This is a genomic window from Rhizobacter sp. Root1221 (assembly GCF_001425785.1).
In the GTDB taxonomy this organism is placed as follows: Bacteria; Pseudomonadota; Gammaproteobacteria; order Burkholderiales; family Burkholderiaceae_C; genus Rhizobacter.
The window spans coordinates 156,598-182,133 of sequence record NZ_LMDI01000012.1 but is presented as its reverse complement, the minus strand read 5'-3'; the positions used below and the strand labels follow the sequence as shown (position 1 = coordinate 182,133).

Genomic DNA, 25,536 nt, shown 5'->3' with positions numbered 1-25,536 from the left:
ACCTGTCAGCCCTTGACGACGGTACCACCGGCCTTCATGCATTCCTCGGCCGACTTCTTCGACACCCACCCCTGGCCCTTGCAGCTGTTGTGGCCCTTGCAGTCGCTCTTGGCCGTCTTGCATTCCGACGTGCCCTTGCAGCTGTTGACGCCGGAACACTTGACCATGCCCTCCTCGGCAGCATGGACGGGGGCCGTCACACCCATCGCGAACAGGGCGGCGGCTGCGGTGGCCATCGCGAGGCCGGACTTGAACTGGATCATGGTGAGCTCCTGGATGAAAAAAGGGGTGAGGGCCCCGGCACACGGCATGTGCACCGCAGGACCCACCCCCCTCTGTCGCCCCGGAGCCCAGGGCCTTACGACTTTCTTCCGGTCAGCGCGGCCGCGTGCGCAGCACCCCCACGATGGCGTCGAAACGCTCGCGCTGCGCCAGCGTCAGCGCCGCGTGCGCGAGCAGGCGCGCCAGGCCGTCGTCCAGCCCCACCGTGTGGTCGGGCGACCCCTGGCGCGATTCGAGCGCGGCCTTCATGGCACGCAGCTTCCAGTCGCGCCGCGCGGCCTGGTAGGCCTCGGGCGACGGCATGTCGAGCGCCATTTCCACCTGCAGCAGCCAGTCGTCCACCACCGCGCTGTCTGCGGTGGCGGGGCTGCCCGACCAGCGGGCGGTGAGCGCGCGGTCCCATGTGGCCGGCACCGCGGGCAGGGCCGCCCAGGCGGCATCGAGGTCGGCATGGGCCCCGTCGCGCTCGCGGCGCTCGCACAACCCGTGGCGGGCGATCACGGCGTCCACCGTGGCCTGCCACGTGCGCTGGGCGCTGGACGCCAGGTGCGACAGGGCGGCATCGTGTGCAGCACGGTACGCGGATTCGAGGCGGCCCACTTCCTGTCGCGGCACGTCCCCGGCGTGGTACCACTGTCGGTCCACCTCACCCATCACCTTCTTCAATTCGCCGGCGGGGGTGTCGGCACCCAGCGCGGCCAGGCGTTCGATCAGCCCTTCGCGCACGGCCTGGTTGGCCCGATATTCGTCGTCACGCGCACTGAAGGCAGCTTCACGTTGCGCAAAGACCGCGTCGGTCTCGGCCTTGAAGCGGGTCCACAGCGCGTTTTCGGCGGCGCGGGCGAGTGGCACGGTCTTGGCATGTTCCTGCCATTCGGCCTGCAGGTCGCGCACCCGCGGGATCAGGTCGCGGCCGCGGCCCGAGGCCCCTTCGGCCGCCAGCGCGTTCGCGCGTTCGATCAGGGCCTCGCGGCCGCGTTCGGCCTCGCGCCGGGCGGCCTCGAGCGGCGCTTCGATGTGTGCCACCGCGGCACGCCAGCGGGCCACGAGCGCCTCGCGTGCCTTGTGAGGCACGGTGTGTTCGATGGGGCCGTGCTTGCGCCAGGCCTGCTGGAAGGTGTCGAGCGCTCGCACCTGCTCGCGCCACCCGGTGTCGTGGGCCGGCGGCGTGGCCTCCAGCACCGCGAGCAGCGCCTCGCGCGCCTCGAGGTTGGCCACCCGTTCGGCGTCCACCCGCGCCTGCGCGGCGGCCACCGGCTCGTAAGCGGTTTTCAGCGCCGCGTCGAACCGCAGCCAGAGCGGCTGGCCGGTGGCCCCACCCAGGCGGTCGAGTTCCTTCCAGCGCTTGCGCAGGCCGTCGATGGTGTCGGCCTGCTGGCGGGCGTTGACCTTCGCGTCGGGCGCGGCGGACGCCGTGGCCAGGGCCTCGGCCTCGGTGACGAGGTCGTCGCGGGCGCGGGCGCCGCCCCATTGCTGCCAGCCCTTCAGGCGGCCGTGTTCGGCCCACAGGCCCTGCAGGCGCGGGCGCTGGCCCGGCGTGGCGATGTCGTCGAGCGCGGCCAGGTGCTGGTGGGCCTCGGCCAGGTGGCCTTCGGCCAGCGCGGCCTCGGCCTGCTGCAACAGCGCCTCGGCACGGGCAACCGATTCCGGGTCCACGGGCGCCGGGCGCGGGCGCGCGGGCTTTTTCTCGGGCGGCGGCGGGGCGGCCACGTCGGGGGTGGCCTGGGCACGCCACCAGGCGTCCCAGCGCTGGTCGAGTGCGCGGGCCGCACGCGGGTCGGCAACCGGGGGCAGGTTCGTCCAGCTGGCGGTCACGGCGGCGGCGTCCTCGATCGGCTCGTCGAGCGACACCACCACCACGGCGCGGCCGGCCACCTGCTGCGCGGTCAGGCGCGCGGCCGTGAGGCCATCCACCAGCGCCACGTCGACATGCCCGAGCGGCAGGGCCGCCAGCAGGGCCCCGGCGGCGTCGTTCGCGGCCGTCAGCACGGGCACGGCTTCCACGCCCTGTGCCACGGCAAGCCACGTGGTCTGCAGGCCGGCCAGTGCCTCGCGCGCCGAGGCCGTCCAGCGGACGATGGCCGCTTCGCGTTCTGCACGTTCGTGCATCAACGCGGTGAGCTGGGCCGTGAGTGCGGCGAACCGCGCGGTTTGGGCGGGGTCGAGCAGGGCGGCATCGAGCGCATGCCAGTCGCGGTCAAGCGCCACCAGGCGGTTCGCCGGGATGACAGCCTCGCCCCGCAGGCCCTCGGCCGCGTCGATCAGCCGGTCGGCGGTTTCGCGGGCGGTGCGGGTGGCCACGGCGGCCGCGAGGCGCTGTTTCGCGGCGCGGTGCACACGGCGGTCGTGGGTGCGGAATTCGCGCTCGGCCTCTTTCAGCGCCACCTCGCCGGCGAGCGCCTCGACGGCCGCGAGCTTGGTGTCCACGCCCGGCGCCTCGCGGGCCAGCGCCAGCAGCGCCGTGTCGTCCCCGAGGGCCTGCGAGAGGCGTGCCGACCATTCGGCGGCTCGCGCGGCCAGCACCTCGGGCGACGGCGCCGCCGGGGCGGGGGGTGTCGCGGGGCGCACCGGCGCCGGGGGTGCCACGGTTTTTTTCTTGAAAAGCCAGTTCAACATGGTCACGAGGTCCTGCGTCGGGAGCGAACCGCACATTTCACCACGGCCAGACCCGCTTGCCCCAACACACCGCACGGCCAACAATGGGTCTCCCCGAAAGACACCCATGGCCCACCTCCTGCGCCGCCTGTTCGCCCCCATCCCCGCGGGCGCACTGGCCCTCGGGCTGGTGATAGGCCTGACCCTGCCGCTGGCGCGCCCGTGGCTGCAACGGTCCACGCCGGAAGCGCAGCTGCCGTCGAGCTACGTGGGGGTGCTGGCGGACGCCGAAGGGCGTCCCGGGCTGGTGGTGTCGGCGCGGCGGCTCGGCCGGCAGTTGGACGTGCAACAGGCGATGCCGCTGGGCCTGCCCGATGGCCGCACCCTCTACCTGTGGGCCATCGACCCGTCGGGCGCCGCCCGCCGCGTGGGGCCGCTCCCGGCGGAGCCCACCGGCCGGCTCGTGCTGGACGACGATGCCCACACGCTCCTGGCGTCGGCCGTCGAACTGGCGGTGTCGGTGGAACGCACGGACACCCCGCCGGACGGGCCGGCCGGGGCCTTCGTGTACCGCGGCCCGTGCGAGCGGATGTGGCGGGTCACCCCGCCCACCGCGTGGATCGGCTGACGTTCAGCCGAGCACGGCCGCGATGGCCACGGCGGTGGCCTCGACGTTGCCGGAATTCAGGCCGGCCACGCACATGCGGCCCGAACGCACGAGGTACACGGCGTGTTCCTCGCGCAGGCGGTCCACCTGTTCGGCGGACAGGCCGGTGTAGCTGAACATGCCGCGTTGGGTGATGAAGTAGCGGAAATCGCGGCCCGGCAGCTTGGCCGACAGCACCTCGTACAGCTTCTGGCGCATCTGCGCGATGCGCACCCGCATCGCATCGAGTTCGGCGGCCCACTGCGCGTGCAGCGCCGGGGTCTGCAGGACGCGGGCGACGATCTGGCCCCCGTGGGTGGGTGGGCTCGAGTAGTTCTTGCGGATGGTGGCCTTGAGCTGGCCGAGCACCAGGCTGGCTTCAGCCGCATTGGGGCACACCACGCTCAGCCCGCCGCAGCGTTCGCCGTACAGCGAGAAGCTCTTCGAGAACGAGCTGGCGCAGAAGAAGCTGACCCCGGCACTCGCGAGCGCGCGCAGCGCAAAGGCGTCCTGTTCGATGCCGTCGCCGAAACCCTGGTACGCGATGTCGACGTAGGGGATCAGCTTGCGTGCCGCGATGACGGGGATCAGGCGGTCCCACTGCGCCGGCGTCAGGTCGACCCCGGTGGGGTTGTGGCAGCACGCGTGCAGCAGCACGATGCTCTTTTCGGGCAGCTGCTGGAAGGCGGCCAGCATGTCGTCGAAACGCACGCCGTTGGTGGCCGCGTCGTAGTACGGGTACGTGTTCACGGCGAACCCGGCGCCCTCGAACATGGCACGGTGATTGTCCCACGTGGGGTCGCTCACCCACACGTTCGACGCGGGGAAGTAGCGCTTGAGGAAATCGCCCCCCACCTTCAGGCCACCGGATCCGCCGAGGGTCTGGATGGTGGCGATGCGGCCGCTGGTGACGGCTTCGTGGCCGGCGCCGAACAGCAGGTGCTGCACCGCCTGGCGGTAGTTCGTGGCCCCCTCCATGGGTTGGTAGGGGCGGGGGCCGAGCGTCTGCAGCATCGACGTCTCGGCCTCGAGCACCGACTTCATGACGGGCAGGCGGCCCGCGTCATCGAAGTAGATGCCGATGCTCAGGTTGATCTTGTGGGCGCGCGGATCGCGGCCGAACGCCTCGTTGAGGGTGAGGATGGGGTCGCCTGCGTAGGCATCGACGTGCTCGAACATGGAATCGGCTCCTGCAATCAAGACCGCGATTATCGCGGGGCCCGCCATTCCAGGTGGCGGCCGTGTGGATGGGACCAGGCGACACACTCGGTGCGCACGCCGTCCGCGTGGCGCGACACCAGGGTCCAGGCCGACGACCCCGGCGTCAGCGGTGGCCGCCCGGGTGCCGATACGCCGACACCGGGCGCCTCGGCGGACAGCCAGGCCACGCCGCGACGCGCCACGAGGCCGGTCAACGTGTCGACGTGGTGGCGCAGCGCGTCGGCGCTGAAGTACGCCAGCACCCAGCTGTTGAAGACCACCGGCAGCACCCCGTCCGGCAGGCTGTCGACCCAGGGCTCGAGGGCGGCGGTGCAATCGGCCTCGCGGCGCACGGGCCACCGGTGGGTGCGGGCCAGTGCCACGGCATCGTCGAAACGCCGGGCCCGCGCGCGGTCGTGCGGCCACAGGCACGCGCGCAGCCAGCGCACGGCGCGCTCGTCGTGGATGTCGACGGGGGAGGGATCGATGCCGAGGCGGTGGGCGAGCGTGAACGTGCCGCCCAGCGGCAATGGCAGCAGCCCCACCGGATCGCAGGCGATCACCGGCACCCCTGGTGCCGCGGGGGCGGCCGCCATGGCACCCCCATAGTCGTACCGGTAGGTGTCCACGCCGAGGTTCAGCCCGGCGCTCGTGCCCACGTCCAGCAGCGCGAGTGGCCGGCCCGGGAACCGCCGCGCCAGTTCAAGGAGCATCAGGTACAGCACCGCGCAGCGGCCGATCTCGTTGGTCTGCGTGCTGCGCGTGCGCATCATGTCGTCCAGCGCCGCGCCCTCGTTTGCCACGAAATCGGCCACGGTGGCCGCCAGCGCGGGGTCGGGCGCGCGGCCGCCACCCAGGCTCGGGTAGTAGGCGGCCAGCGGGTGCGACCCGCCGAGTTCGAGCAGGCGGTCCTGGACCGCGGCCAGCCACAGGTTGGGGCGGCGCTGCTCGGGTGGCGCCGCGGAGAGGCCGGCGGCCAGGGCCGGCTGGTCCGCCACGAGGAGGCACAGCGCCACGTACAGCGGGTCGTCCGGGCATTCCCGCGTGGCGAATTGGCGGAAGGCGGCGGCCAGGCGCTCGCTCATCGGGCGAGCGCGGCTTCGATGTCGGCCGCGATCTGCTCGGGCTTGTCGATGGGTGCGTAACGCTTGATCACCTGGCCGTCGCGGCCCACGAGGAACTTGGTGAAGTTCCACTTGATGAACTTCGTGCCAAGCAGGCCCGGCGCTTCGCCGGTGAGCCAGCGGAACAGCGGGTGGGCGTCGTCACCTTTCACGTCGACCTTGGCCATCATGGGGAACGAGACGCCGTAGTTCGCCGAGCAGAACGACGCGATCTCTTCGTTGCTGCCAGGGTCCTGCTGGCCGAACTGGTTGCTCGGGAACCCGACCACCACGAGGCCCTTGTCGCGGTACGTCTGCCACAGCGTTTCCAGCGCGCCGAATTGCGGCGTGAACCCGCACGCGCTGGCCGTGTTGACCACCAGCAGCACCTTGCCGCGGTGTTCCGCGAGGGACACCGGCTGCCCGCCGATGGTGCGGGCCTCGAAATCGTAGACCGAAGCGGCGGGAGTGCCCATGCGGAATCCTTCGGGAAAGTGGCGTCGGGAAGGGCATCGTAGCGTGCACCGCCTTGACGCCGCAGCGCGACCCGCCGAACATGGCCTCTTCGCCCGGCCGGAGGCACACCATGAGCGAGCGCATCGCCCTGCGCTACACCGTTGCGTTGTTGGGTTTCAGCGATTTCGAACGCAGCGGCATGTCGTCGTTCTTCCGCCTCGCCGAGGCCCGCACGCCTGCCTACGCCGAGGCCACGCAGCCCGACGAGGCCGATTTCCTCATCGCCAACGCGGACCACGCCCCCACCGTCGCCTCGGTGCGCCAGGGCGAACGCCTGCTCGACACGGTGTTCATCGGCGCCCACCCGCCACCAGGCGCGGTGACCTGCCTGCACCGCCCCATCGAACCCACCCACATCGTGCGTGAGCTCGACCTGCTGCTCGAGCAGCGCCTCGCGAGCCTCGACGAACCCGCCGCCCCCGATTGGATGGGCTCAGCGCCCGGGCTCCTCGGCACCGCCGATGACGGTCCGCACCCGAAGGACGTGCTCGTCGTCGACGACAGCCGGGTAGCGTTGCGGTTCCTGCAGGTGCGGCTGCAGCAGCGCGGCTACCGGGTGCACACGGCGGTCACCCCCGACGAAGCGCTTGACCGCCTGGCCGCACAGGCGTTTTCGATGGTGTTCCTCGACGTGGCGCTCGGCCCCCAGGCGTCGATGGACGGGCTGACGCTGTGCCAGCGCATCAAGCAAGGCCGCAGCCAGCCCGACGGTACCTCGCCCCTGGTGGTGCTCGTCACCGGCCTGTCGACATCCAGCGACCGCGTGCGCGGCGCGCTGGCCGGTTGCGACGCGTACCTCACCAAACCCGTGATGGAAGACGACTTGGTGCAAACCTTGCGGATGCTCGACCCCCCGCTCGCGGCCTGAGAGACTCCCCCTACTTTGCCTCGCCTCAACCAATTGCGAATGAATCGCATTTGCAATAGGATGTTCGGAACGCAACGCCAACGGGAGCAGCCCATGGACCCCCTCATCGAAGAACACCACATGCCCCAGGTGGAGGCCGTGCTCGCGGGCACGCTGGCGTTGATGACCGGCTACAGCCAGTTCCTGCAGGCCGAGGCCAACCCCGCGCACCGCATCGGCATGGGTGAAAAGATCACCCGCAACCTGGCGATGCTGGCCGAACACCCGCAGCTCTCACCCGACTGCCGCTGTGTGCTGTGGCAGTTGCACGAACGGTGGGCGGTGATGTCGAACTGCACGCTCGAAGCCGCCGACGTGGTGCTCGCACCGTCCGACGACAGTTTTTGCGCGCCGGCCTCGCAGACGCTTCAATAGCGTCAGTGCTCCGCCGGCGCCGGCCCGAATGCCGCCAGCACCGCCGCGGCCACGATGCACGCCCCGCCGCCCAGCAGCTGGGGCGTGAGGGTGCCGCCACCCAACGCCACCGCGGACGCCGAAGCGAACAGCACCTCGGTCAGCATCACCACCGACGTCACGTTCGACGGCAGCCGCGACGCCCCGTATTGAAGCGCCATGTTGCTGACCAGGAACAGCGCACCCAGCGCCAGGGCCAGCACGACCCAGCCCACGGCCGGGGCAGGTGGCCACGGCGCCTCGCCGCGCAGGGCCAGCGTGGTGGCCACCACGCTCGACACCAGCACACCGCCCAGGAACATCGCCAGGCCACGCGCCGCCTCGGGCCGGCCCGATTCCCGGCGCAGCATCACGTTGTTCAGCGCGAAGGCCATGCCGCCGATCACGCCGAGCCAGTCGGGCATGGTGCGGGGCCACGGGAATCCCTGGCCATCCACCGGCCACAGCACGATGGCCGCGCCGCCCAGCGCCAGCAGCACGCGCAGACCCGCGGCCCGTGTCAGCGGCTCGTGCAGCAGCCAGCGGGCGAACAGCACCGCCCAGAGTGGCATCAGGTAGAACAGCAGCACCACACGCACGACGTCGCCAGCCACCACCCCCCAGTTGAAGGCGGCGTTGGTGATGCCCGCGGCCAGCAGCAGCACCCAGAGCGCGGGGGTACGCCAAACGTGCACGAAGGCCCCGCGCCGCAACACCAGGATGGTCAGCACCGACAGCGAGTGCACGGCCACCGTCGTCCACAGCGGGTGCAGACCGGCGGCCTCGAGCCACCGGAACGGGTACCACGAGGTGCCCCAGACGAACGCGTTGCAGACGAGGGCGAGGGCAGGGAGGACGGTGCGGCTGTTCAGCACCGTCAGTGCTTGTCGCTGCGGGCCAGCGCCAGCAGGTGGTCCACCTCGTCGCGGTAGACCACGCAGTTGCGGCGGTGCCAGCGTCCGATCAGCCACATGATGCCCGCCACCACCAGGCCGAAGACCGTGATGGCCACGAACGCGGACAGGCCGTACTTGGTCATGCCGGCGTAGAACGCGCCGAGCGCCAGGATGCAGGCCTGCTCGTTGAAGTTCTGCACGGCGATGGAGCGGCCCGCGCCCATCAGGTTGTGCCCGCGGTGCTGCAGCAGCGCGTTCATCGGCACCACGAGGAAACCGCCGAGCCCGCCCAGCAGGATCAGGAACGGTGCGGCCACCAAGGGACCGTTGATGAAGTTCAGCGCGATCACGAGCAGGCCCATGCCGATGCCGAGCGGGATGACCGACGTGGCCTGGTCGAGGCGCATCTTCATGGACGCGAACACGGCGCCGAGGGCGGTGCCCACCACCACCACACCCACCAGCAGCGATGCCTTCGTGGTGCCGTAGCCGAGCGCCGCGGCCGCCCACGAGAACACGATGATGCGCAGGTTGCCCGCCACCCCCCAGAACAGCGTGGTGGTGGACAGCGAGATCTGGCCGAGCTTGTCGCCCCACAGGCGCGCATTGCAGGCCGCGAAATCGCGCACGAGGCCGGCGGGGCCGTGGGCGAGCGGTTGCAGCGGGGCGTCGGTGCGGGGGATGTACAGGTTCAGGATGGCCGCGAGGATGTAGATCGAGATCAGCGCCGCGATGGCCACCTCGGGGGCGGTGTCGATGCCCGTCTGGACCACGGGCAGGTCGAACTGGAGCAGGTAGCCGGACAGCGAGGGGCCCACCAGCTGGCCGCCGAGCAGCAGCCCGAGGATGATGGAGCCGATGGTGAGGCCCTCGATCCAGCCATTGGCCTTGACCAGTTGGGAGTTGGGCAGCAGTTCGGTGAGGATGCCGTACTTGGCCGGCGAGTAGGCCGCCGCGCCGAGGCCCACGACGGTGTAGGCGAGCAACGGGTGCACGCCGAACAGCATCATGCCGCAGCCCACGAGCTTGACGAGGTTCGAATAGAACATCACCTTGCCCTTCGGGATGGCGTCCGCGAACGCGCCCACGAAGGGGGCGAGGATCACATAGAACAACGCGAACATCGGGCCCAGCGCGGGCGTCATCCACGCCGGCGCCCCGGTGGTCTTCAGCAGCTCGATTGCGGCGACCAGCAACGCCTGATCTGCCAGCGAGCTGCAGAACTGCGCCGACATGATGGTGTAGAAACCTTTTTTCATTCGCTCGTGCTGATGCGCCTCGAAGGCTGCCGGGTGGGCCCGGTCAGAGTAGTCATGCGGCAGTTCGTTCCGCTGGTCCTGGTTCCCTGCGGCGGCGTTATAGCACGCGCGTCCGCCGCGCCCCCTGCGCACCGGGGCGGGGGCACTGGCAGAATTCAACCATGCCACGTCCCATTGAAGCGCTGATCCACACCGAGGCCCTCGCTCACAACCTGGTCCGGGCACGGCAAATGGCCCCGGACGCCAAGGTCTGGGCGGTCGTCAAGGCCGACGCCTACGGCCACCGCATCGAACACGCGTTCGAAGGCCTGCGCGGTGCCGACGGCTTCGCGCTTCTCGACCTGGCCGAGGCCGAACACCTGCGCCGCCTCGGCTGGCGCGGCCCCATCCTGCTGCTCGAAGGCTGTTTCGACGCCCGCGACCTGGAGGTGTGCTCCCGGCTCAACCTCTGGCATGCCGTGCATGACGAGAACCAGATCGACTGGCTCGCCGCCCACAAGACCACCTGGCCACACCACGTGTTCCTGAAGATGAACAGCGGGCTGAACCGCCTGGGCTTCCAGCCGGCCGCCTACCGTTCCGCCTGGTTGCGCCTGTCGGGCCTGACCCAGGTGGACGAGATCTCGCTGATGACCCACTTCGCCGAGGCCGACGGCCCGCGCGGGGTGGACGCCCAGCTGGCGGCCTTCGATTCCGTCGCGCACGACCTGCCCGGCGAGCGGTCGCTCTGCAACAGCGCGGCCACGCTGCGCGAGTCACCCACCCGCCCCCAGGTGCGCGGCGACTGGGTGCGCCCCGGCATCATGTTGTACGGCGCCTCGCCCGACCATCCGGAACACGGCATCGCCCACTGGGGCCTGCAACCGGCCATGACACTGCGGTCGAAGCTGATCGCCACGCAGACACTCGCCGCCGGCGACGCCGTCGGGTACGGCGGTGCGTTCAAGGCCGGCGAAGCCATGCGCATCGGCGTCGTCGCCTGCGGGTATGCCGACGGGTACCCCCGCTCGGCCCCCACCGGCACGCCCGTGCTCGTGGGCGGTGTGCGCACGCGGATGGTGGGGCGGGTGTCGATGGACATGGTCACGGTGGACCTCACCGGGCTGCCCGACGCGGGCCCGGGCACCGAGGTCACCCTGTGGGGAACCGGGCCCGGCGGCGCCGTGTTGCCCATCGACGAGGTGGCACATCACGCCGGCACCGTGGGCTATGAGCTGATGTGTGCGGTGGCCCCCCGGGTGCCGGTGCGCCAGGTGCCATGATCGAGATCGACCCCGCCGAGGTGGAGTTCTCGGCCATCCGGGCGCAGGGGGCGGGCGGGCAGAACGTCAACAAGGTGTCGAGCGCGGTGCACCTGCGGTTCGACATCCGCGCGTCGTCGCTGCCCGAGCCGGTGAAGGAACGCTTGCTCGCGCTGTCGGACCAGCGCATCACGGCCGACGGCGTGGTGGTCATCAAGGCCCAGACGTCCCGCAGCCAGGACATGAACCGGCAAGACGCCCTCGAGCGGCTCACCGCGCTCGTCAACAGCGTGGCCGTGCCGCCCCGCACCCGCCGGCCCACCCGTCCCACGCTGGGGTCGAAACGCCGGCGCCTGGAAGGCAAGAGCCAGCGGGCCCAGGTGAAAGCCGGGCGCGGCAAGGTGACGGAGTGAGCCTGGGGGTCTGAGCGGCAGAGGGAAGGGCCCAACGGCGACAATCGCCCGATGGCCAAGGACAAATCGATCTACACCTGCACCGAATGTGGTGCCACCAGCCCCAAGTGGCTCGGCAAGTGCCCGGGCTGCAATGCCTGGAACACCCTGACCGAATCGGTCGCCGACACCCCCGGCAGGCACCGCTATCAGTCACTCGCGGCCGCGCAGCCCGTCACCACGCTGTCCGAGATCGAGGCCACCGACGTCGACCGGCAGCCCACCGGCATCGACGAACTGGACCGGGTGCTCGGTGGCGGCATCGTGGCCGGTGGCGTGGTGCTGATCGGCGGCGACCCGGGCATCGGCAAGTCCACGCTGTTGCTTCAGGCGCTCGACGCCCTGTCGAAATCGGTGCGCACCCTGTACGTGACCGGCGAGGAATCGGGCGCCCAGGTGGCGCTGCGGTCCCGCCGCCTGGGGCTCGACGGCTCGCAGGTGCGGGTGATCGCCGAGATCCAGCTCGAGAAGATCTCGGCCACCATCGCCGCCGAGCAGCCCACGGTCTGCGTGATCGACTCCATCCAGACGGTGTACAGCGACCAGCTCACGTCCGCGCCCGGCTCCGTCGCCCAGGTGCGCGAGTGTGCGGCGCAGCTCACGCGCATCGCCAAGAGCACCGGTACGTCCATCGTGCTGGTGGGCCACGTCACGAAGGAAGGGGCGCTGGCCGGCCCCCGCGTGCTGGAGCACATCGTCGACACGGTGCTGTACTTCGAGGGCGACACCCATTCGAGCTTCCGTCTCGTGCGGGCCATCAAGAACCGCTTCGGCGCGGTCAACGAGATCGGCGTGTTCGCGATGACCGAGAAGGGGCTCAAGGGCGTGGCCAACCCGAGCGCCATCTTCCTGTCCACCCACGGCGATCCGGTGCCAGGCTCCTGCGTGCTCGTCACGCTGGAGGGCACCCGGCCGCTGCTCGTCGAGGTGCAGGCGCTGGTGGACAGCGGCGGCCCGAGCCCTCGGCGCCTGAGCGTGGGCCTCGACCGCGACCGCCTGGCCATGATGCTCGCGGTGATGCACCGCCACGCCGGCATCGCCTGCATGGACCAGGATGTGTTCGTCAACGCCGTGGGTGGCGTGCGCATCGGCGAACCGGCGGGTGACCTGGCGGTGATGCTGGCCATCCAGAGCAGCCTGCGTGGCAAGGCGCTGCCCCGCGGCTTCTTCGCATTCGGGGAAGTGGGCCTCGCGGGTGAGGTGCGCCCGGCCCCCCGCGGCCAGGAGCGGCTGAAGGAAGCCGCCAAGCTCGGGTTCAGCGTGGCCGTGGTGCCCAAGGCCAACGTGCCCAAGAAACCGGTCGAGGGGCTCACCATCCACCCGGTGGAACGCATCGAGCAGGCGGTCGACCTGATGCGCAGCCTCTGAATCTTTTCCGGCGCACGGAACCGCGGCAACGCACAAAGGACCAAGCAACCTTAGATGCGAGTTGTTATCATTCACAACCAGCCTTGCGCCGTTCCAGACTGCCGCCATGCCTTCTCCCCGTCTTTCCGACCTGCCCCGCGGTGCCGTGGGCACCGTGCTCGCCGTGAGCGCAGGTGACCATGGCGCCGAGCCATCCACGTTGAACCGCCTCGGCGAACTGGGCTTCCTGCCGGGTGAACAGGTGCGGGTGCTGCGCCGGGGCCCGGGGGGCCGCGAACCCATCGCCGTGCAGATCGGGGAAACGCTGTTTGCGCTGCGCCTCGTGGAAGCGCAATGCGTGGAGGTCTCGGTGCCATGACCGCCGACGTCCTCGCCACGCCGCTGCGCATCGCGCTGGTCGGCAACCCCAACTGCGGCAAGACCGCCCTCTTCAACCTGCTGACGGGCGCCCGCCAGAAGGTCGCCAACTACGCGGGTGTCACGGTCGAACGCAAGGTGGGCACCACGAAGCTGTCCAACGGCCGCACGGTGTCCGTCATCGACCTGCCGGGCGCCTACAGCCTCACCCCAGCCACGCCTGACGAGCAGGTCACCCGCGACATGGTGATGGGCCACCGGGCCGGCGAAGCCGCTCCCGACGCCATCGTCGCGGTGGTCGATGCCACCAACCTGCCGATGAACCTGCGCCTGGTGCTCGAACTCAAGCGCCTGGGCCGGCCCATGATCGTGTCCATCAACATGATGGACGTGGCGCGCAAGCGTGGCCTTGCCATCGACGTGGCCCGCCTGTCCGCCGAGCTGGGCGTGCCGGTGGTCGAGACGGTGGCGGTGCAGAGCCACGGCCACGCGGCCCTGCTCGCACAGCTTGAACAACAGGCCTCGTGGCCGGCTCCGCCGCAGCCATCCGCACAACCGCTGTCCTACGCCGACCTGCAACCCGAGGTGCGCCGCCTGCTGGCGCTGGTGGCCCCCGGCGCGAAGTCGTTCAAGCGTTTCAACCACGGCATCGACGCCGTCGTGATGCACCCGGTGTTGGGGCTCGCGCTGCTCGCCGTGTTGCTGTTCCTGATGTTCCAGGCGGTGTTCAGCTGGGCCTCGGTGCCCATGGAGGCCATCGAGGCCACGGTGGGCGGCCTCGGCAAGTGGGTCACGGGAAACATGGCCGACGGGCCGCTGCGCAGCCTGCTGGTGGACGGGGTGATCGCCGGGGCCGGCGGCGTGCTGGTGTTCCTGCCGCAGATCCTGATCCTCTTCCTGTTCATCCTGCTCCTGGAAGACTCGGGCTACCTGCCGCGCGCGGCGTTCCTGCTCGACACGCTGATGGGCAAGGTGGGCCTGTCCGGCCGTGCATTCATCCCGCTGCTGTCGAGCTTCGCGTGTGCCATCCCCGGCATCATGGCCGCCCGCACCATCCCGAACTGGCGCGACCGCCTCGCCACCATCATGATCGCCCCGCTGATGACCTGTTCGGCGCGGCTGCCGGTCTACGCGCTGCTGATCTCGGTGTTCGTGCCGTCCCGCTCGGTGGGCTGGTTCAACCTGCAGGGCCTCACGCTCTTCGGCCTCTACGTGGCCGGCGTGCTGTCGGCCATGGCCGTGGCCTGGGTGCTCAAGCGCTTCCGCAGCGGCTCCAACTACCAGCCGCTGATGCTCGAGCTGCCGCCGTACCGCTGGCCCAGCCTGCGCAACCTGGTGATCGGGTTGTGGGAGCGCGCCACCATCTTCCTGCGCCGCGTGGGCGGCATCATCTTCGCGCTGACGGTGCTGCTGTGGTTCCTGTCGAGCTACCCGGCCGCCCCGGAAGGTGCCACGGGCGCACCCATCCAGTACAGCTATGCCGGCCAGCTGGGCAAGGCACTCGAGAAGGTATTCGCGCCCATCGGCTTCAACTGGCAGATCTCGATCGCGCTGGTGCCCGGCATGGCCGCCCGCGAAGTGGCCGTGGGAGCGCTCGGCACGGTGTACGCACTGTCGGGCAGCGAGGACGAGGTGACGCAGTCGCTGCATCAGGTCGTCGGCCAGACCTGGTCGCTCGCCACCGCGTACGCGCTGATCGCCTGGTTCGTGTTTGCCCCCCAGTGCCTCGCCACGCTCGCCGTGGTGCGCCGCGAAACCAATTCATGGCGGTACCCGCTGCTGATGGCGGGCTATCTGTTTGCACTGGCCTATGCCGCCGCCTACGTGACGTTCCACGTCACCACGTGGCTCACGGTCTAGCCACGGCCTGTTCACACCACGGAAGGAACGGACATGCAGGACCTCGTTGTCGGACTGATCGTCGCCGGATGTGCGCTGTATGCAGCCTGGGTCCTGATGCCGGCGTCGTGGCGCCGCGCCGCGGCCGGCCGGGCCTCGGGCCTGCCGCTGCCCGCTCCGCTGCGCACCCGGTTCGAGCGGCTGGCCCGCTCCGCCCCGGGCTGCGGCTGTGATGGCTGCGACAGCCCCGCGGTGGCGAGGAAACCGGGCGAGGCGCAACCGGTGCGTTTCGTGCGCAAGCCCCACGCCTGACGACCCGCAGCCGGCGAACGCACTGCGGGCACCCCGTACGCCCGAGGCCCGTTGGCGGGCCTAACATCCGCGCATGAATCGCACCTTGGGTTTGATCTTGGCTGTGCTGGCCCTGGCGGCCGGCTGGCGCCTGTATGGCTGGCCGGGCATCGCGATGGCCGTGTCGTTGCTCGTGTTCTGGCTGCTGCTGCAGTTCAGCCAGTCGTTGCGCGTGATGCAGAACGCCGGCCGCTCGCCGGTGGGCCTCGTGCCCAGCGCGGTGATGCTCAATGCCCGCCTCAAGCCGGGCATGACACTGCTCGACATCGTGCAGGTCTCGAAGGCGCTCGGACGCCAGGTGTCGGCCGAGCCGGAAGTGTGGGCCTGGGCCGACGAGGGGGGCGCCGTGGTGACCGCCACGATGAAACGCGCGAAGCTCGAATCGTGGCATCTGACGCGGCCGGAAACGCCCGCCGGAGCCGAAGATTCCGGCACGGGTCCCGCAAGTCCGTAAAATCGCAGGTTTTGCACCCGCATCTCACAGGAGCCTAGCCATGTCGATGGCCGATCGCGACGGAAAAATCTGGATGGACGGGCAACTGGTCGACTGGCGTGACGCCAAGATCCATGTGCTCACCCACACGCTGCACTACGGTTGCGGCGCCTTCGAAGGCGTGCGCGCTTACAACACGGTGAACGGCACGGCGATCTTCCGCCTGCGCGAGCACACCGAACGCCTCTTCAACAGCGCCAAGATCCTGCGCATGAAGATCCCGTTCACGCAGGAGCAGGTCATGCAGGCCCAGCTCGACGTCGTGCGCGAGAACAAGCTCGAGAGCTGCTACCTGCGTCCGCTGACCTGGATCGGCGACGAGAAGCTCGGCGTCTCCCCGAAGGGCAACAAGATCCACCTCATGGTGGCAGCCTGGGCGTGGGGTGCATACCTCGGCGAGGAAGGCCTGAAACGCGGCATCCGCGTCAAGACGAGCAGCTTCACGCGCCACCACGTGAACATCACGATGACGCAGGCCAAGGCGGTCAGCAACTACTCGAACTCGATCCTCGCGAACATGGAAGCCACCGAGGACGGCTACGACGAAGCACTGCTGCTCGACTCCGCCGGTTTCGTCAGCGAAGGCGCGGGCGAGAACATCTTCATCATCAAGGGCGGGGTGGTGTACACGCCCGACCTGTCGGCCGGCGCCCTCAATGGCATCACCCGCAACACGATCCTCGCCATCTGCGGCGACCTGGGCCTGAAGCTCGTGGAGAAGCGCATCACCCGTGACGAGGTCTACATCTCGGACGAGGCGTTTTTCACCGGCACCGCTGCCGAAGTCACGCCCATCCGCGAGCTCGACCGCATCGAGATCGGCCAGGGCTCGCGCGGCCCCATCACCGAGAAGATCCAGAGCGCCTTCTTCGACATCGTGAACGGCCGCAACCCGAAGTACGCCGAGTGGCTGAGCAAGGTCTGACCCCATGAGCAGCAGCAATACCAAGGCGCCGTCCACCGTCGAACTGCTCGCATCCGACCTGCAGGGCCCGGGCGTCGTCGCCTGCCCGAACCCGAAGATGTCGTTGTGGAGCAACCATCCCAAGGTCTACATCGACGTGGTCACCGCGCACGAAGGCAAGTGCCCATACTGCGGCACGCTCTACCGCCTGAAGGCGGGCGAAGTGGTCCACGGCCATCACTGAGGCCCGCATGACACGCGCCCTCGTCATCGCGCCGCAGTGGATTGGCGACGCGGTGATGTCCGAGCCGCTGTGTGCGCGGCTCGCGGCGCGGGGGGAACGCCTCACGGTCGCCGCGCTGCCCTGGGTGGCGCCGGTGTACCGGGCCATGCCGCAGGTGCAGGCGGTGATCGACCTGCCGTTCGCCCACGGCCGGCTCGACTGGTCCGCACGCCGGCAGCTGGCCGCCACGTTGCGCGGCCGGTTCGACACGGCGTACGTGTTGCCCAACTCCATCAAGTCGGCGCTGATCCCGTTTTTCGCGGGCATCCCGCAACGCGTGGGGTACCAGGGGGAAGGGCGTCCGTTCCTGCTGAACCGGCGCCTGCCGAACACCGGCGGCCGCCCGCCGATGGTGGCGTTCTACAGCGCGCTCGCCGGGTTCCCGCCGCCGAAGGGCGAACACCCGAAACTCCATTTCGATGCCGGCCGCCTCGCGTCGGTCACCGGGGCCTTGGGCCTCGTGCCCGGCGGCTACTTCGCATTTGCACCGGGCGCCGAGTACGGCCCGGCCAAGTGCTGGCCCGCGAGCCACTACGCCGAACTGGCCCGGTCGCTGCACGCACGCTTCGGCCAGCCCGTGATCCTGCTCGGGTCGGGCAAGGAAACCACGCTGTGCGAGGAGATTGCCCAGGCCGCGCCGGGTGCCTGCCGTGTGCTGGCGGGCAAGACCCAGCTGATCGACGCCATGGTGCTGATCGCCGCCGCACGCGGTGTGGTCAGCAACGACTCGGGCCTGATGCACGTGGCCGCGGCCTTCGGGGTGCCCCAGGTGGCGGCGTTCGGGTCCACGAGCCCCGAACACACGCCCCCGCTGAACCCGCGGGCGCGGGTGTTGTGGCTCAAGGACGAGCTGCAGCTCGACTGCGCCCCGTGCTTCGAGCGCACCTGCCGCTTCGGCCACACCCGTTGCCTGGTGGAGATGACCCCGGCGCGTGTCGAGGCTGCGCTCGACGACGCGCTGGCTTCATAGTTTCCCGACGAAGAGCACCGGGCCGGTGGGGGCGCCCGTGGGTGAGCCACCTGCGGGCTCCAGGCTCACGGCCAGCGCTGCGGTGTTGTCGAGCACCTTGCCCTGTTGCACCACCGTGGTCCCGTGGGCCGAGATCACGCCCAGCGAGCGCGGTGCCCCCGCGGGTGGCAGCGACCACAGTTCGAGCGAACGCCCGGCGTGCAGCGCGCCCGGCGTGACCGGCTTGGTGACCATGGCCTGGCCATCGGCACTGATGCCGGCCACGAACGACGCGGGGATCACCCCCTCGTCGCCCGGTGCACCGCCCGTGGCCGCGAGGACCACCACCACCGGCGGCCGGGCCGCGTCGGGCAGCGCCAGCAGCAGGCCGAGCGACAGCATGGCCACCGTGGCCACGGCGGTGAGGCCGCGCCACACCCACAGCCGCGCCCACCAGCCGCCGGCCGCGGGTGCGGGTTCGGCGGTGCGGGCCTGGATGCGCTTCCACACCTGGGGCGACGGTTGCACGGGTGGCACGGTCACCGTCAGCGGCATCAGGCGGTGTTCCCAGGCCCGGACCGCCGTGCGCAGCGCCGGGTGGCCGCCGAGCAGCGATTCGAAACGCCGGCGCGCGCGGCCCCGCAACGTGCCGGCGACATAGGCCGCGGCGAGGCGGTCGGCCCGTTCGGTGCGGGAGTAGTCCATCTCAGGACTCCCCGGCGCGGGTGTCGCGAACGACCGCGCTGTCGAGGCAGCTCTTGAGCGCCTGCAGCGCACGCCGCACCCACGATTTCACGGTGCCGAGCGGCTGGCGCATCTGTGCCGCCACCTCGGCATGGGTGAGTCCGTCGTAGAAGGCCAGCGCCACGCTCTGGCGCTGCGGGCCGCTCAACTGGTCCAGGCAGTGCGTCAGCGCACGGGCGTCGGAGGCTTCGCCCAGCAGGGCGACCGGCCCGGGAGCCGGATCGGCCACATCGTCGTACACGTCGCGGTCCTCGTCGTCGTTCAGCGGGGCAGGCCGGGTTTGCGGCTCGGTCTGCTTGCGTCGAAGGCTGTCGATGGCGCGGTTGCGTGCGATGCTGGTCAACCACGTCAGGGGTTGGCTTTGTGCGGCGTCGAACGTGCCGGCGGCACGCCAGATGCTCACGTAGACCTCTTGCAGGAGATCCTCGGCCTGCGCCCTGTCCCGGTTGATACGCAGGATGACGCCGAGCAGATGCGGGCTGGACCGATCATAAAGGCGTGCAAAAGCCTCGCGATCGCCAAGTGCAGCACGCGCCAGCAGCGCCGAGAGCAGGCGGCTCCGTTCGCTCCAGTCTTCAGGTGCGGCTGAGGCCATGGCCCTCCGGGGTGAGCAACATCACGTCGGGGCATTCTATCGGGGGGATCCCGCCCGGCGCCCGCTCCGTACAATCGCACATCCCCCCGAAAAGACACCATGTCCCGCGCACAACAATTCATCCTCACACTGTCGTGCCGAGATGCCAAGGGCATCGTCTACGCGGTGTCCGGCCTGCTGTACCAGGCCGGTTGCAACATCCTCGATTCCCAGCAGTTCGGCGACCTGCCCACCGGCGACGACGGCGCCGCGGCCACCGGCCTCTTTTTCATGCGCGTGCATTTCGAGGCGCCGGCCCACCTGGCCGATGCGGCGATGCTCGCCAACCTGTTCACCAGCGTACGCGAGCAGTTCGGCTTCACGGCCGAGTTCCACAGCGTGGCCCGCCGCCCCCGCCTGCTGCTGATGGTGAGCCAGCACGGCCACTGCCTGAACGACCTGCTGTACCGCTGGCACTCGGGCCAACTCGACGTGGACATCCCGGCCATCGTGTCGAACCACGCCACGTTCGCGGAACTGGCGCAGCGCTACAACATCCCGTTCCACCACCTTCCGCTTGCCGCCGGCGCCAGCGCCGAGGCCAAACGCGCGCAGGAAGCGCAGGTGGAGGCCCTGGTCGACGAACACGGCATCGACCTCGTGGTGCTTGCCCGCTACATGCAGATCCTGAGCCCCGCGTTCTGCACGTTCCTGCGCGGCCGCGCCATCAACATCCACCACAGCTTCCTGCCCAGCTTCAAGGGCGCCAAGCCGTATTTCCAGGCCCACGACCGCGGCGTCAAGCTGATCGGCGCCACGGCGCACTACGTCACGGCCGACCTCGACGAAGGCCCCATCATCGAGCAGGACGTGGCCCGGGTCGACCACTCGCTGAGCGCCCAGGACATCACCGCGGTGGGCCGCGACGTCGAGTGCATGGTGCTGTCCCGCGCGGTCCGCTGGCACGTCGAACACCGCGTGCTCCTCAACGGCCAGAAGACCGTGGTTTTCCTCTGACCCGCCCGACGGAACATGACGATGGCCCGCCCCAAACCGCCCGAAGCCGCCCTGCTGGCAACGCCCGACGACATCGAGCACCAGTTCTACGACGCACTGCAGCGCGGTGACATCGAACGCCTGATGTCCGTCTGGTCCGACGAGGACGACATCACCTGCGTGCACCCCGGCGGGCCGCGCGTGAACGGGGCGGCCGCCATCCGGTCGGCATTCGAGGCCATGTTCGCGAACGGTGCCATCGACGCCCACCCGGAAAAGGTGCGCCGCATCCGGAACGAATCGAGCGCCGTGCACAGCGTGCTCGAACGCATCCAGGTGCTGACCGACGAAGGCCCGCAGGTGGCCTGGGTGCTGGCCACCAACGTCTACCTGAAGACCGACCTGGGCTGGCGCCTGGTCGCCCACCACGCGAGCCCGGGCACCGCATCGGAATTGCCGGAGATCGGCGATCCGCCTTCGGTGCTGCACTGATGGACACCTACCGTTCGCCGGCGTGGCTGGCCGGCGACAGCGAGCTGGGCGGGCACCTCCAGACGATCTGGCCCGCGCTCTTTTCCACGCGCTACCAGGGGCCCCCGCCGGTCTTCACCCGCGAGCGCTGGACCACGCCCGACGGTGATTTCATCGACGTCGACTGGCAAGAGCTGCCGGCGTCCATGGCCCCGGTGCAGCGCCCGCTGCTCGTGCTGTTCCACGGCCTCGAGGGGTCGTCGCGCAGCCACTACGCCCAGGCCTTCGCGAACTGGGCACGCGAGAACGGCTGGCGCTACGCGGTGCCGCACTTCCGTGGCTGCTCGGGGGAGATGAACCTCGCCCCGCGGGCGTACCACTCCGGCGACTACGAGGAGATCGGCTGGATCCTCGACCGCATGCGGTCCAAGCACGTGGGCCCGATCGCCGCGGTGGGGGTCTCGCTCGGCGGCAATGCCCTGCTGCGGTGGGCGGAGGAGGCCGGGGCCACGGCTGGTGGTGCCGTGAACGCGGTCGCGGCCGTGTCGGCCCCGCTCGACCTGGCCGCCGGTGGCGCGGCCATCGGCCGTGGCGTGAACCGCCACCTGTACACGCGCATGTTCCTGAACTCGATGGTGCCGAAGGCGCTCAAGAAGGCCGCGCAGTACCCGAAACTCCTCGACGCCCGTGCACTGCGCCAGGTGCGCGACCTGTACCAGTTCGACAACCTCTTCACCGCGCCACTGCACGGTTTCCGCAACACCGAGGACTACTGGGCGCGAGGCTCGGCCAAGCCGCACCTGCACCACATTCGCATTCCCACGCTCGTGATCAACGCGCTGAACGACCCGTTCGTGCCCAGCTACTCGCTGCCGCACCCGGGTGAAGTGGGCGCCTGCGTGACCCTCTGGCAACCGCACCACGGCGGCCACGTGGGTTTCCCCCGCGGCCGCTGGCCGGGCCATGTGCTGACCCTGCCCGAGCAGGTGATGGGGTGGATGAGCGGCCATGTCGCGGCGGACTCCCCGCCGGTCCACAATGACCCCTCCACCCCAGGAGTACCGTGATGGACGACATCGTCAAGGCCGCGCTGAAGAAGTGGCCCAACGTGCCCGACTGCTACGGCTGGCTCGCACTCGACGCCCGTGGCGACTGGTACATGCGCGACGACCGAACGCAACACGCCGGGCCATTCCCGAAGGCCAAGGGCAGCCGCATCCAGCACGACAAGCTGCGCGAGTTCATCGAGCGCAACTACGACACCGATGACCACGGCTGCTGGTTCTTCCAGAACGGGCCGCAGCGGGTGTACGTGGAACTCGAAGCCGCGCCGTTCGTGTGGCGGCTGCGCGCGGTCGACGGCGGGCCGCCGGTGCTGCGCAGCCACACCGGACGCGACGCCGTGCACCAGTCGGTCTGGCTCGATGAACACGACCGGCTGTTCGTGGCCACCGACATCGGCTTCGGCATCGTGCACACGCTCGACATGGAGACTGCCGCGGATGCGGTGGAGCAGGGGCACTGGGCTCCCGAGGCCACCACGCTGGCAGCCCTGGCCCAACGGTTCGGCCACCAGCTCAGCCCGCAATCACTGCAGGCCGCCGACGCTCACCTGGCGCGGTAGAACACGTCGTTCCGCAGCGCCCTCGTGCCGGTCTGCGGCTCGGCTTTCACGAGCGTCATGGACGTAAAAAAACCGACCCTCGCGGGCCGGTTCGTCGAAGGCACGAGGCCTTCCGGGGATCACTGCGCGGCGGAGGCGGCCGACGCTGCATCGGCCGGGGCCGGCGCCTTGGGTTCGGCGAACTTCGCGCCCCCCTGGTTGGCCATGTGCACCACGGCGCGGGCGATCTCGAAGTCGCTGAAATCGCCGCCGGCCTGGGCCGTCATGGCACCCTTGCCCTTGAGGGCGCTGTGCAGCAGCGTGTCGAAGCCCTGGGACACGCGCGGGCCCCAGGCTGCGGAGTCGCCGATCTTCGGGGCGCCAGCGGCGCCGGTGGCGTGGCAGGCCGCGCACTGGCCCGCGAACACCTGCTCGCCCGTCTTCATGGTGGTGAGGTCGGACATGTCCTTGACCTCGGGGGCGCCTGCCACCGGGGCAATGCGCTTGGCGATCGCGGCAGCGCTCATGCCATCGCTGCCCGCGGCCGGCTTGTTGTCTGCAGCGACGAAGTTGGCGAGCAGGATGATGCCGATGATCGGCACGAGGAACGCAAACGCCACGGCCCAGATGAGCTGCTTCGGCGTCTTGATGGGCCCTTCGTGCGGGGCGTCGTGATCAGGGGTCTGGTGGGCGTCGGCCATGGAGTCCTCGACTGCAAGGGGAACGTGCGCGGGGGAGCGCACAACCTCGGGATTATAAGGGGACGACAGTCAGGCTTGGGGACTGTCGCTTCTGACTGATAGAATGGAAGACTTGGCGTCCGTAGCTCAATGGATAGAGTACTGCCCTCCGAAGGCAGGGGTTGCTGGTTCGATCCCAGCCGGACGCGCCATCCGATGCAGCGGAATGCCCACATCCGCTGTGACCTGCTCCACGCCTTGACCAACAAGCGTGCCAGAGCTGGTACTGCGCTTGGTCAATGTTTGCCCCACAAAATCTGCGTGCGGCAAAGCGCAATCGCTAAAGATTGGCCGAGATGATCCAAGGGGCGTGAAGCAGCCACAAGACCGATGGCCAAGCTTCAAGCCGCATCCGTCCGGCGTGCCAGGTGCCATACAGCACTTCAACTGCCTGCTCTACAACAGCCGGTACTTGGACTGCCTGTTCTTGATTTCCGGGCGCTCGATCGCGCCGGCTCCGTACCGGGTTACCCAGGGCATGGATGCCGCAGCAGCTGCATATCAAGTGGGCTATGGCAGTCCGTCCCAGTTCAATCGAGATTACGCCCGCCAGTTTGGAACCCCGCCGCGATGTCGAGGCTGTACTGCGGCCGGCTGCTTCCTGAGCGGAACGCTGGGCGGTCTTTCTGTTGCGGGTCTCCGTTGCAATCGGCCTCCATCAACATTCGCCCGCGGGCAGTGCCTCATTCAATAACCTGGTCCGCGCATTTGTTTAGGCAGCATCGGGTTCTCCACTCTTTTGCGAGGTGGCGCCGTTCCCCGGGATACCGGTCTGTAAGAAAGTCCGCTTCATGAATATGATCAACGCGAAAGCGCCGGAAGTCCTGCCGCAGTTCACACCAAGCGGCAATCAACCGGCGAGATTCGACATATCCGATCATGATGGGCCAGATGATTCTCTGGCCTGTCGATCCGTTGCGATCCACGTACACGATGCGCATCTTGCGCTGCTCACGCAGAGCGCGACGGACTTCACCCAAGTCAAGGCCTGACGAGGCGTCTTGACCCCCGACATAGATCGAGTCGTCGTCAAGAACACGCCTCATCTCGGCAGGGACTACCCCGCTGATCTTGGCAAGAGCGTTCTGAGCAGCGCGCGCAAATGCTTGATCCGGCTGACGGCTCACCCATTGCGCACCGGCTACCAGGGCTTGCATCTCTTCCTCGGTGAACGACATTGGTGGAAGCGAGGAGTCCGGACGCAAGATGTAGCCGACCCCCGCCTCGCCTTCAATTTGTGCGCCCATCCCTTGCAAGGTGGCGATGTCCCGGCGGATCGTGCGCAGCGACACGTTGGTCTCGCGGGCAAGCATCTCCCCGGACACCGTGCCACGGCACCGGCGCATCACCTGCAGAAGTTCATTGAGTCGGTAGCTCCGTGACACGATCACTCCATTGCGATGAGCCCTTTTCCGCCCATCTTCTTGCCGGCCTCGACGTCGCCGATGAGTCGGATGGCTTCGTTCAAGTGAACCTTCATGCCGATAGGTAGCCGCAGCCGGCCGTCGTCGGCAGCATGCGCCACTCGTTCAAGAGTGTCAGCATTCGCCTTGCAAATGATGACCTTGAAGCAGCGGGAGATGAGGGCACGGAGGAACTTCATGGGCGTGGGGTCGAGGTCAAGAAGCGTGCCGCCTTCTCGCAATAGCGAATAACCCACCGCTGTAGGCAGCGTCGCTGCAGTGTCGTAGACGACATGAAAGCGCTCGCCAAGCTTCGCGAAGTCGGTTTTTCGGTAGTCGTAAACGTGCTCTACACCCAGTGCACGGACTCGCTCCATGTCGCCGACGCTGCAACTGCCTGACACGGAGGCTCCCAGCATCCGGGCCACCTGAACGGTCGCTTCGCCCACAGCGCCGGCACATCCATTGACGAACACCTGTTGGCCAGGTTGCAGCCCGGCCTTGTCGACGAGACCCATCCAGGCCATGACGCCCGGGGTCGCCAGACAGGCTGCATCTTCGTACGAGACGTTGTCGGGCTTTCTGACGAGGAACGACTCGTTGGTAATCACCGCATTGCCGAAAGCGCCGCCTTGCTTCAGTCGGGCCATGCCGAAGACGGGGTCCCCGGGCTTGAAACGCGTCACGCCACGGCCAACGGAGATGACCGTTCCTGAGAAATCCATGCCCATCGCGCGGGGGAAACTGTGCCCGGTAACGATCTTCATCAGGCCATTGCGCAACTTCCAGTCGATGGGATTGATCGCGGCGAACTTCACTTGGACCGCGACCTGTCCGTTGCCGGGCTCTCCCAGCTTGAAGTCCTCAAGCTGCATGGTCTCTGGTCCGCCGTACTTGTGATACTGAATGCGTTTCATGTGAGGCCACTCATTGCGACATTGCTACCGACGTGGCCGTTGGGCCGGTGGGGG

General features: G+C 69.1%; 29 protein-coding genes and 1 tRNA gene. 18 read left to right on the top strand and 12 right to left on the bottom strand.

Going from position 1 to position 25,536, the window contains the following annotated elements:
* Window positions 1-5: 5 nt before the first annotated feature.
* Window positions 6-263: a hypothetical protein gene (locus ASC87_RS10675; RefSeq protein WP_056661237.1), complete on the bottom strand. Its 258-nt coding sequence runs from the start codon at window positions 261-263 to the stop codon at window positions 6-8.
* Between the two features lie 112 nt (window positions 264-375).
* Window positions 376-2,898, bottom strand: a complete 2,523-nt coding sequence (locus ASC87_RS10670) for a DUF349 domain-containing protein (RefSeq protein ID WP_082568536.1) — start codon at window positions 2,896-2,898, stop codon at window positions 376-378.
* On the opposite strand from ASC87_RS10670, the gene ASC87_RS32420 reads away from it, so the two are divergent.
* Window positions 2,897-3,505 (top strand): anti-sigma factor, encoded by a 609-nt coding sequence (locus ASC87_RS32420; protein WP_082568535.1) that lies wholly within the window; start codon window positions 2,897-2,899, stop codon window positions 3,503-3,505. The two genes, ASC87_RS10670 and ASC87_RS32420, sit on opposite strands and share 2 nt — an antisense overlap.
* A gap of 3 nt (window positions 3,506-3,508) precedes the next feature.
* Here the strand turns inward: ASC87_RS32420 and ASC87_RS10660 are convergent, their stop codons facing one another.
* From ASC87_RS10660 to ASC87_RS10650, 3 genes are read right to left on the bottom strand one after another with little or no spacing between them, the layout of a single operon-like run.
* A complete protein-coding gene (locus ASC87_RS10660; RefSeq protein WP_056660718.1) occupies window positions 3,509-4,702 on the bottom strand; it encodes an amino acid aminotransferase in 1,194 nt (397 codons plus the stop codon).
* Window positions 4,703-4,731: 29 nt separating this feature from the next.
* Window positions 4,732-5,808, bottom strand: a complete 1,077-nt coding sequence (locus tag ASC87_RS10655; protein ID WP_056660715.1) for a DUF2332 domain-containing protein — start codon at window positions 5,806-5,808, stop codon at window positions 4,732-4,734.
* Window positions 5,805-6,302, bottom strand: a complete 498-nt coding sequence (locus tag ASC87_RS10650) for a glutathione peroxidase (protein WP_056660711.1) — start codon at window positions 6,300-6,302, stop codon at window positions 5,805-5,807. Before ASC87_RS10650 ends, ASC87_RS10655 begins: the two co-directional genes overlap by 4 nt.
* A gap of 110 nt (window positions 6,303-6,412) precedes the next feature.
* Between ASC87_RS10650 and ASC87_RS10645 the strand changes: the two genes are divergently transcribed.
* Together ASC87_RS10645 and ASC87_RS10640 are read left to right on the top strand one after the other, a co-directional pair.
* Complete coding sequence (locus tag ASC87_RS10645) at window positions 6,413-7,210, top strand: response regulator (RefSeq protein ID WP_056660708.1); 798 nt, start codon at window positions 6,413-6,415, stop codon at window positions 7,208-7,210.
* A gap of 93 nt (window positions 7,211-7,303) precedes the next feature.
* The gene (locus tag ASC87_RS10640) at window positions 7,304-7,624 is read left to right on the top strand and encodes a hypothetical protein (RefSeq protein WP_157603959.1); all 321 of its coding nucleotides are present in this window, start codon (window positions 7,304-7,306) and stop codon (window positions 7,622-7,624) included.
* A gap of 2 nt (window positions 7,625-7,626) precedes the next feature.
* Here the strand turns inward: ASC87_RS10640 and ASC87_RS10635 are convergent, their stop codons facing one another.
* Window positions 7,627-8,517 (bottom strand): DMT family transporter, encoded by an 891-nt coding sequence (locus ASC87_RS10635; RefSeq protein WP_235582132.1) that lies wholly within the window; start codon window positions 8,515-8,517, stop codon window positions 7,627-7,629.
* Between the two features lie 2 nt (window positions 8,518-8,519).
* Entirely contained in the window at window positions 8,520-9,797 is a 1,278-nt protein-coding gene (lplT, locus tag ASC87_RS10630; protein ID WP_056660700.1) for a lysophospholipid transporter LplT, read from the bottom strand.
* Between the two features lie 161 nt (window positions 9,798-9,958).
* Between lplT and alr the strand changes: the two genes are divergently transcribed.
* The 10 genes from alr (at window position 9,959) to waaF (ending at window position 18,055) form a co-directional block, all read left to right on the top strand.
* Window positions 9,959-11,059, top strand: a complete 1,101-nt coding sequence (alr, locus tag ASC87_RS10625; RefSeq protein ID WP_056660698.1) for an alanine racemase — start codon at window positions 9,959-9,961, stop codon at window positions 11,057-11,059.
* Entirely contained in the window at window positions 11,056-11,451 is a 396-nt protein-coding gene (gene arfB, locus ASC87_RS10620) for an alternative ribosome rescue aminoacyl-tRNA hydrolase ArfB (RefSeq protein WP_056661232.1), read from the top strand. Before alr ends, arfB begins: the two co-directional genes overlap by 4 nt.
* Before the next feature lie 51 nt (window positions 11,452-11,502).
* The gene (radA, locus tag ASC87_RS10615) at window positions 11,503-12,858 is read left to right on the top strand and encodes a DNA repair protein RadA (protein WP_056660696.1); all 1,356 of its coding nucleotides are present in this window, start codon (window positions 11,503-11,505) and stop codon (window positions 12,856-12,858) included.
* A 106-nt stretch (window positions 12,859-12,964) separates the two neighbouring features.
* Complete coding sequence (locus ASC87_RS10610; protein WP_082568533.1) at window positions 12,965-13,216, top strand: FeoA family protein; 252 nt, start codon at window positions 12,965-12,967, stop codon at window positions 13,214-13,216.
* Complete coding sequence (locus ASC87_RS10605) at window positions 13,213-15,075, top strand: ferrous iron transporter B (RefSeq protein ID WP_200954342.1); 1,863 nt, start codon at window positions 13,213-13,215, stop codon at window positions 15,073-15,075. Before ASC87_RS10610 ends, ASC87_RS10605 begins: the two co-directional genes overlap by 4 nt.
* Window positions 15,076-15,108: 33 nt before the next feature.
* Complete coding sequence (locus ASC87_RS10600) at window positions 15,109-15,366, top strand: hypothetical protein (RefSeq protein ID WP_056660691.1); 258 nt, start codon at window positions 15,109-15,111, stop codon at window positions 15,364-15,366.
* A gap of 85 nt (window positions 15,367-15,451) precedes the next feature.
* A complete protein-coding gene (locus ASC87_RS10595) occupies window positions 15,452-15,859 on the top strand; it encodes a hypothetical protein (RefSeq protein ID WP_056660685.1) in 408 nt (135 codons plus the stop codon).
* Between the two features lie 40 nt (window positions 15,860-15,899).
* Window positions 15,900-16,823, top strand: a complete 924-nt coding sequence (locus ASC87_RS10590) for a branched-chain amino acid transaminase (protein ID WP_056660680.1) — start codon at window positions 15,900-15,902, stop codon at window positions 16,821-16,823.
* 4 nt (window positions 16,824-16,827) lie between these two features.
* Window positions 16,828-17,046 carry a zinc-finger domain-containing protein gene (locus tag ASC87_RS10585; protein WP_056660679.1) on the top strand — a complete coding sequence of 73 codons (219 nt, stop codon included), beginning with the start codon at window positions 16,828-16,830 and terminating at the stop codon, window positions 17,044-17,046.
* Window positions 17,047-17,053: 7 nt separating this feature from the next.
* Window positions 17,054-18,055, top strand: coding sequence for a lipopolysaccharide heptosyltransferase II (waaF, locus tag ASC87_RS10580; RefSeq protein ID WP_056660677.1), 1,002 nt, complete (start codon window positions 17,054-17,056; stop codon window positions 18,053-18,055).
* Here waaF and ASC87_RS10575 read toward each other — a convergent pair.
* Window positions 18,050-18,739 carry an anti-sigma factor domain-containing protein gene (locus ASC87_RS10575; RefSeq protein WP_056660676.1) on the bottom strand — a complete coding sequence of 230 codons (690 nt, stop codon included), beginning with the start codon at window positions 18,737-18,739 and terminating at the stop codon, window positions 18,050-18,052. The two genes, waaF and ASC87_RS10575, sit on opposite strands and share 6 nt — an antisense overlap.
* Window position 18,740: 1 nt before the next feature.
* Window positions 18,741-19,373, bottom strand: a complete 633-nt coding sequence (locus ASC87_RS10570) for a sigma-70 family RNA polymerase sigma factor (protein WP_056660674.1) — start codon at window positions 19,371-19,373, stop codon at window positions 18,741-18,743.
* Between the two features lie 99 nt (window positions 19,374-19,472).
* Here ASC87_RS10570 and purU point away from each other — a divergent pair, with 99 nt between their 5' ends.
* The 4 genes from purU to ASC87_RS10550 are packed head-to-tail and all read left to right on the top strand — an operon-like array spanning window position 19,473 to window position 22,443.
* Window positions 19,473-20,369, top strand: a complete 897-nt coding sequence (gene purU / locus ASC87_RS10565) for a formyltetrahydrofolate deformylase (protein WP_056660671.1) — start codon at window positions 19,473-19,475, stop codon at window positions 20,367-20,369.
* Between the two features lie 21 nt (window positions 20,370-20,390).
* The gene (locus tag ASC87_RS10560) at window positions 20,391-20,840 is read left to right on the top strand and encodes a nuclear transport factor 2 family protein (protein ID WP_056660669.1); all 450 of its coding nucleotides are present in this window, start codon (window positions 20,391-20,393) and stop codon (window positions 20,838-20,840) included.
* A complete protein-coding gene (locus ASC87_RS10555; protein ID WP_056660666.1) occupies window positions 20,840-21,886 on the top strand; it encodes a YheT family hydrolase in 1,047 nt (348 codons plus the stop codon). The genes ASC87_RS10560 and ASC87_RS10555 overlap by 1 nt, the downstream gene beginning before the upstream one ends.
* Complete coding sequence (locus tag ASC87_RS10550) at window positions 21,886-22,443, top strand: DUF2946 family protein (RefSeq protein WP_056660664.1); 558 nt, start codon at window positions 21,886-21,888, stop codon at window positions 22,441-22,443. Before ASC87_RS10555 ends, ASC87_RS10550 begins: the two co-directional genes overlap by 1 nt.
* A gap of 119 nt (window positions 22,444-22,562) precedes the next feature.
* Here ASC87_RS10550 and ASC87_RS10545 read toward each other — a convergent pair whose 3' ends face one another.
* Window positions 22,563-23,123 carry a cytochrome c5 family protein gene (locus ASC87_RS10545; protein ID WP_056660660.1) on the bottom strand — a complete coding sequence of 187 codons (561 nt, stop codon included), beginning with the start codon at window positions 23,121-23,123 and terminating at the stop codon, window positions 22,563-22,565.
* 115 nt (window positions 23,124-23,238) lie between these two features.
* On the opposite strand from ASC87_RS10545, the gene ASC87_RS10540 reads away from it, so the two are divergent.
* Window positions 23,239-23,314: transfer RNA gene (locus ASC87_RS10540), tRNA-Arg, on the top strand.
* A 531-nt stretch (window positions 23,315-23,845) separates the two neighbouring features.
* Here the strand turns inward: ASC87_RS10540 and ASC87_RS10535 are convergent.
* On the bottom strand, window positions 23,846-24,547 hold the full coding sequence (locus ASC87_RS10535; protein ID WP_369820751.1) for a helix-turn-helix transcriptional regulator: 702 nt from the start codon (window positions 24,545-24,547) through the stop codon (window positions 23,846-23,848).
* 2 nt (window positions 24,548-24,549) lie between these two features.
* Window positions 24,550-25,482: an NAD(P)-dependent alcohol dehydrogenase gene (locus tag ASC87_RS10530; protein ID WP_056660654.1), complete on the bottom strand. Its 933-nt coding sequence runs from the start codon at window positions 25,480-25,482 to the stop codon at window positions 24,550-24,552.
* Window positions 25,483-25,536: the final 54 nt, after the last annotated feature.

Coding starts and splice junctions, on each gene's coding strand:
- ASC87_RS10675 (WP_056661237.1), bottom strand. CDS start 263: ATGATCCAGTTCAAGTCCGGCCTCGCGATGGCCACCGCAGCCGCCGCC.
- ASC87_RS32420 (WP_082568535.1), top strand. CDS start 2,897: ATGGTCACGAGGTCCTGCGTCGGGAGCGAACCGCACATTTCACCACGG.
- ASC87_RS10670 (WP_082568536.1), bottom strand. CDS start 2,898: ATGTTGAACTGGCTTTTCAAGAAAAAAACCGTGGCACCCCCGGCGCCG.
- ASC87_RS10660 (WP_056660718.1), bottom strand. CDS start 4,702: ATGTTCGAGCACGTCGATGCCTACGCAGGCGACCCCATCCTCACCCTC.
- ASC87_RS10655 (WP_056660715.1), bottom strand. CDS start 5,808: ATGAGCGAGCGCCTGGCCGCCGCCTTCCGCCAATTCGCCACGCGGGAA.
- ASC87_RS10650 (WP_056660711.1), bottom strand. CDS start 6,302: ATGGGCACTCCCGCCGCTTCGGTCTACGATTTCGAGGCCCGCACCATC.
- ASC87_RS10645 (WP_056660708.1), top strand. CDS start 6,413: ATGAGCGAGCGCATCGCCCTGCGCTACACCGTTGCGTTGTTGGGTTTC.
- ASC87_RS10640 (WP_157603959.1), top strand. CDS start 7,304: ATGGACCCCCTCATCGAAGAACACCACATGCCCCAGGTGGAGGCCGTG.
- lplT (WP_056660700.1), bottom strand. CDS start 9,797: ATGAAAAAAGGTTTCTACACCATCATGTCGGCGCAGTTCTGCAGCTCG.
- alr (WP_056660698.1), top strand. CDS start 9,959: ATGCCACGTCCCATTGAAGCGCTGATCCACACCGAGGCCCTCGCTCAC.
- arfB (WP_056661232.1), top strand. CDS start 11,056: ATGATCGAGATCGACCCCGCCGAGGTGGAGTTCTCGGCCATCCGGGCG.
- radA (WP_056660696.1), top strand. CDS start 11,503: ATGGCCAAGGACAAATCGATCTACACCTGCACCGAATGTGGTGCCACC.
- ASC87_RS10610 (WP_082568533.1), top strand. CDS start 12,965: ATGCCTTCTCCCCGTCTTTCCGACCTGCCCCGCGGTGCCGTGGGCACC.
- ASC87_RS10605 (WP_200954342.1), top strand. CDS start 13,213: ATGACCGCCGACGTCCTCGCCACGCCGCTGCGCATCGCGCTGGTCGGC.
- ASC87_RS10600 (WP_056660691.1), top strand. CDS start 15,109: ATGCAGGACCTCGTTGTCGGACTGATCGTCGCCGGATGTGCGCTGTAT.
- ASC87_RS10590 (WP_056660680.1), top strand. CDS start 15,900: ATGTCGATGGCCGATCGCGACGGAAAAATCTGGATGGACGGGCAACTG.
- ASC87_RS10585 (WP_056660679.1), top strand. CDS start 16,828: ATGAGCAGCAGCAATACCAAGGCGCCGTCCACCGTCGAACTGCTCGCA.
- waaF (WP_056660677.1), top strand. CDS start 17,054: ATGACACGCGCCCTCGTCATCGCGCCGCAGTGGATTGGCGACGCGGTG.
- ASC87_RS10575 (WP_056660676.1), bottom strand. CDS start 18,739: ATGGACTACTCCCGCACCGAACGGGCCGACCGCCTCGCCGCGGCCTAT.
- ASC87_RS10570 (WP_056660674.1), bottom strand. CDS start 19,373: ATGGCCTCAGCCGCACCTGAAGACTGGAGCGAACGGAGCCGCCTGCTC.
- purU (WP_056660671.1), top strand. CDS start 19,473: ATGTCCCGCGCACAACAATTCATCCTCACACTGTCGTGCCGAGATGCC.
- ASC87_RS10560 (WP_056660669.1), top strand. CDS start 20,391: ATGGCCCGCCCCAAACCGCCCGAAGCCGCCCTGCTGGCAACGCCCGAC.
- ASC87_RS10555 (WP_056660666.1), top strand. CDS start 20,840: ATGGACACCTACCGTTCGCCGGCGTGGCTGGCCGGCGACAGCGAGCTG.
- ASC87_RS10550 (WP_056660664.1), top strand. CDS start 21,886: ATGGACGACATCGTCAAGGCCGCGCTGAAGAAGTGGCCCAACGTGCCC.
- ASC87_RS10545 (WP_056660660.1), bottom strand. CDS start 23,123: ATGGCCGACGCCCACCAGACCCCTGATCACGACGCCCCGCACGAAGGG.
- ASC87_RS10530 (WP_056660654.1), bottom strand. CDS start 25,482: ATGAAACGCATTCAGTATCACAAGTACGGCGGACCAGAGACCATGCAG.